This window comes from Ligilactobacillus pabuli (assembly GCF_022836475.1).
Lineage (GTDB): Bacteria > Bacillota > Bacilli > Lactobacillales > Lactobacillaceae > Ligilactobacillus > Ligilactobacillus pabuli.
Window position 1 is genome coordinate 1 of record NZ_BQXH01000081.1, and the last position, 5,198, is coordinate 5,198.

3 rRNA genes are annotated in these 5,198 nt (G+C 49.0%); all 3 read left to right on the top strand.

The features are described 5' to 3' along the window. Positions 1-205: 205 nt before the first annotated feature. The 3 genes from LPAF129_RS11180 to rrf all read left to right on the top strand — a co-directional run bounded on the left by LPAF129_RS11180 (position 206) and on the right by rrf (position 5,122). Positions 206-1,769 (top strand): 16S ribosomal RNA (locus LPAF129_RS11180). Positions 1,770-1,993: 224 nt separating this feature from the next. Then, positions 1,994-4,915: ribosomal RNA gene (locus LPAF129_RS11185) — 23S ribosomal RNA — on the top strand. A gap of 90 nt (positions 4,916-5,005) precedes the next feature. Further along, positions 5,006-5,122 (top strand): 5S ribosomal RNA (rrf, locus tag LPAF129_RS11190). The 16S, 23S and 5S rRNA genes sit together here, the layout of an rRNA operon. Positions 5,123-5,198: the final 76 nt, after the last annotated feature.

Sequence of the window (5,198 nt, forward strand, 5' to 3'; positions counted from 1 at the left end):
AAAATAAAAATTAAATATTTTCTTGACAAGAAATTCTCGTCATTATATAATAATTTCTGTTGTGAATAAGCAATTCTCAAGTAGATCTTTGAAAACTGAACAAAGTTTCGACAAATCAAATGTGTGAGGTCACTGATCTTATGATCAGTGCAAAAAAACATTTGCGAAGTCAATTTCGCTAGTAAAATTTATGAGTCACAAACTTTAAAATGAGAGTTTGATCCTGGCTCAGGACGAACGCTGGCGGCGTGCCTAATACATGCAAGTCGAACGCAATCTTTTAACAATGAGTGCTTGCACTCAGCGTTTTAAGTGCGAGTGGCGAACGGGTGAGTAACACGTGGGCAATCTGCCCAAAAGAGGGGGATAACACTTGGAAACAGGTGCTAATACCGCATAAACCAACTGATCGCATGATCGGTTGGGCAAAGATGGTGTATGCTATCGCTTTTGGATGAGCCCGCGGCGTATTAACTAGTTGGTAAGGTAACGGCTTACCAAGGTGATGATACGTAGCCGAACTGAGAGGTTGATCGGCCACATTGGGACTGAGACACGGCCCAAACTCCTACGGGAGGCAGCAGTAGGGAATCTTCCACAATGGACGAAAGTCTGATGGAGCAACGCCGCGTGTGTGAAGAAGGTCTTCGGATCGTAAAACACTGTTGTTAGAGAAGAACACGGAGTAAAGTAACTGTTATTCCGCTGACGGTATCTAACCAGCAAGTCACGGCTAACTACGTGCCAGCAGCCGCGGTAATACGTAGGTGGCAAGCGTTGTCCGGATTTATTGGGCGTAAAGGGAACGCAGGCGGTCTTTTAAGTCTGATGTGAAAGCCTTCGGCTTAACCGAAGAAGTGCATTGGAAACTGGAAGACTTGAGTGCAGAAGAGGAGAGTGGAACTCCATGTGTAGCGGTGAAATGCGTAGATATATGGAAGAACACCAGTGGCGAAAGCGGCTCTCTGGTCTGTAACTGACGCTGAGGTTCGAAAGCGTGGGGAGCGAACAGGATTAGATACCCTGGTAGTCCACGCTGTAAACGATGAATGCTAGGTGTTGGAGGGTTTCCGCCCTTCAGTGCCGCAGCTAACGCACTAAGCATTCCGCCTGGGGAGTACGATCGCAAGATTGAAACTCAAAGGAATTGACGGGGGCCCGCACAAGCGGTGGAGCATGTGGTTTAATTCGAAGCAACGCGAAGAACCTTACCAGGTCTTGACATCTTTTGACCATCTGAGAGATCAGAATTTCCCTTCGGGGACAAAATGACAGGTGGTGCATGGCTGTCGTCAGCTCGTGTCGTGAGATGTTGGGTTAAGTCCCGCAACGAGCGCAACCCTTATTGTCAGTTGCCAGCATTTAGTTGGGCACTCTGGCGAGACTGCCGGTGACAAACCGGAGGAAGGTGGGGATGACGTCAAGTCATCATGCCCCTTATGACCTGGGCTACACACGTGCTACAATGGACGATACAACGAGTCGCGAGACCGCGAGGTTTAGCTAATCTCTTAAAGTCGTTCTCAGTTCGGATTGTAGGCTGCAACTCGCCTACATGAAGTCGGAATCGCTAGTAATCGCGGATCAGCATGCCGCGGTGAATACGTTCCCGGGCCTTGTACACACCGCCCGTCACACCATGAGAGTTTGTAACACCCAAAGCCGGTGAGGTAACCTTTTGGAGCCAGCCGTCTAAGGTGGGACAGATGATTGGGGTGAAGTCGTAACAAGGTAGCCGTAGGAGAACCTGCGGCTGGATCACCTCCTTTCTAAGGATAATTACGGAAACTCACACGATTTGTTAACTGAAACTTTGTTTGGTTTTGAGAGGTCTACTCTCAGATCCGTTCTTTGAAAACTGAATAATATTTATTTCTTGATCAATAATTTTATTAAACCGAGAACACCGCGTTTGAAAGAGTTTCAAACAAGAATTCAAAAATAAGTAGTAAACGCAAACTCAAATGACCCATTTATCTTAAGATAAATGATAGGTTAAGTTAGGAAGGGCGCATGGTGAATGCCTTGGCACTAGGAGTCGATGAAGGACGTGACTAACTGCGATATGCTTCGGGTAGCTGTAAGTAAGCAATGACCCGGGGATTTCCGAATGGGGAAACCCAATGACTGTTATTAGTTATTATCACTGGTTGAATACATAGGCCAGTTGAAGATAGACGCGGGGAACTGAAACATCTAAGTACCCGCAGGAGTAGAAAGAAATTTCGATTCCCTCAGTAGCGGCGAGCGAACGGGGATCAGCCCAAACCAAGAAGCTTGCTTCTTGGGGTTGTAGGACTGGACATCTGAGTTACCAAGAAAGAATGTAGTTGAATGACCTGGGAAGGTCAGCCAGAGTGGGTGATAGCCCCGTAAGCGAAACATTCTTTCCTCAGTCCAGGATCCTGAGTACGGCGGAACACGTGAAATTCCGTCGGAATCCGGGAGGACCATCTCCCAAGGCTAAATACTACCTAGTGACCGATAGTGAACCAGTACCGTGAGGGAAAGGTGAAAAGCACCCCGGGAGGGGAGTGAAATAGTTCCTGAAACCATGTGCCTACAAGTAGTCAGAGCCCGTTAATGGGTGATGGCGTGCCTTTTGTAGAATGAACCGGCGAGTTACGTTATCATGCCAGGTTAAGGTGAAAAGCCGGAGCCGCAGCGAAAGCGAGTCTGAAGAGGGCGCTTGAGTATGATGACGTAGACCCGAAACCAAGTGACCTACCCATGTCCAGGTTGAAAGTGTGGTAAAACGCACCGGAGGACCGAACCCGTGTATGTTGAAAAATGCTGGGATGAGGTGTGGGTAGCGGTGAAATTCCAAACGAACTTGGAGATAGCTGGTTCTCTCCGAAATAGCTTTAGGGCTAGCCTCGGAAGTTAAGGATCGTGGAGGTAGAGCACTGTTTGGACTAGGGGCCCGTCTTGGGTTACTGAATTCAGATAAACTCCGAATGCCACTGATCTTGTTCCGGGAGTCAGACTGCGAGTGATAAGATCCGTAGTCGAAAGGGAAACAGCCCAGACCACCAATTAAGGTCCCTAAATATGTGTTAAGTGGAAAAGGATGTGGGATCGCACAGACAACTAGGATGTTGGCTCAGAAGCAGCCACCATTTAAAGAGTGCGTAATAGCTCACTAGTCGAGTGATCCTGCGCCGAAAATGTAACGGGGCTAAACACATTACCGAAATTGTGGATTCAACCATTAGGTTGAGTGGTAGGAGAGCGTTCTAAGGGCAATGAAGCTAGACCGTAAGGACTGGTGGAGCGCTTAGAAGTGAGAATGCCGGTATGAGTAGCGCAAGGTCAGTGAGAATCTGACCCACCGTATGACTAAGGTTTCCTGGGGAAGGCTCGTCCTCCCAGGGTTAGTCGGGACCTAAGCTGAGGCCGCAAGGCGTAAGCGATGGATAACAGGTTGAGATTCCTGTACTAGTTAGATTTGTTTGAATGATGGAGGGACGCAGGAGGCTAACGGAGCGTGCAGCTGGAATTGCACGTCCAAGCAGCGAGTCGCAAAGCGAGTGAAATGCTTGCTTTGGTGTAAGATGAGCTGTGATGGGGAGCGAAATTTAAGTAGCGAAGGAAGTCATGTCACACTGCCGAGAAAAGCTTCTAGTGAGAATCTAATTACCCGTACCGCAAACCGACACAGGTAGTCGAGGAGAGTATCCTCAGGTGAGCGAGTGAACTCTCGTTAAGGAACTCGGCAAAATGACCCCGTAACTTCGGGAGAAGGGGTGCTGATCGCAAGATCAGCCGCAGTGAATAGGCCCAGGCGACTGTTTATCAAAAACACAGGTTTCTGCAAAATCGTAAGATGACGTATAGGGGCTGACGCCTGCCCGGTGCTGGAAGGTTAAGAGGATGAGTTAGCTTCGGCGAAGCTCAGAATCGAAGCCCCAGTAAACGGCGGCCGTAACTATAACGGTCCTAAGGTAGCGAAATTCCTTGTCGGGTAAGTTCCGACCCGCACGAAAGGCGTAACGATCTGGGCACTGTCTCAACGAGAGACTCGGTGAAATTATAATACCCGTGAAGATGCGGGTTACCCGCGACAGGACGGAAAGACCCCATGGAGCTTTACTGTAGCTTGATATTGGGTGTTCGTGCAACTTGTACAGGATAGGTAGGAGCCATAGATGACGGGACGCTAGTTTCGTTTGAGGCATTGGTGGGATACTACCCTCGTTGTATGAACACTCTAACCCACACCGGTGATCCCGGTGGGAGACAGTGTCTGGTAGGCAGTTTGACTGGGGCGGTCGCCTCCCAAAAGGTAACGGAGGCGCCCAAAGGTTCCCTCAGAATGGTTGGAAATCATTCGTAGAGTGTAAAGGCAGAAGGGAGCTTGACTGTGAGACTTACAAGTCGAGCAGGGACGAAAGTCGGGCTTAGTGATCCGGTGGTTCCGCATGGAAGGGCCATCGCTCAACGGATAAAAGCTACCCTGGGGATAACAGGCTTATCTCCCCCAAGAGTCCACATCGACGGGGAGGTTTGGCACCTCGATGTCGGCTCATCGCATCCTGGGGCTGTAGTCGGTCCCAAGGGTTGGGCTGTTCGCCCATTAAAGCGGTACGCGAGCTGGGTTCAGAACGTCGTGAGACAGTTCGGTCCCTATCCGTCGCGGGCGTAGGAAATTTGAGAGGATCTGTCCTTAGTACGAGAGGACCGGGATGGACACACCGCTGGTGTACCAGTTGTCTTGCCCAAGGCAGCGCTGGGTAGCTAAGTGTGGATGAGATAAACGCTGAAAGCATCTAAGTGCGAAACTCACCTCGAGATTAGATTTCCCATTCCTTTATGGAAGTAAGACCCCTGAGAGATGATCAGGTAGATAGGATGGAAGTGGAAGTGCTGTGAGGCATGGAGCGGACCATTACTAATCGGTCGAGGACTTAACCAAAGAGTCGCGCGAGTGACTCGGTCCAAAGAATTACAAGAAATGAATGTTATTCAGTTTTGAGGGAATGGATCTCTCAAAAATAAACAAAAGTGCGGCGATTATTGCACAAAGGCTACACCTGTTCCCATGCCGAACACAGAAGTTAAGCTTTGTCACGCCGATAGTAGTTGGGGGATCGCCCCCTGTGAGGGTAGGTCGTTGCCGCGCTTAGTTAAGTCATCCTGAGGGGTGGCTTTTTTTGCTCTTTGAATTTGGTTAAAATATTTACTATTATTAATTTTTT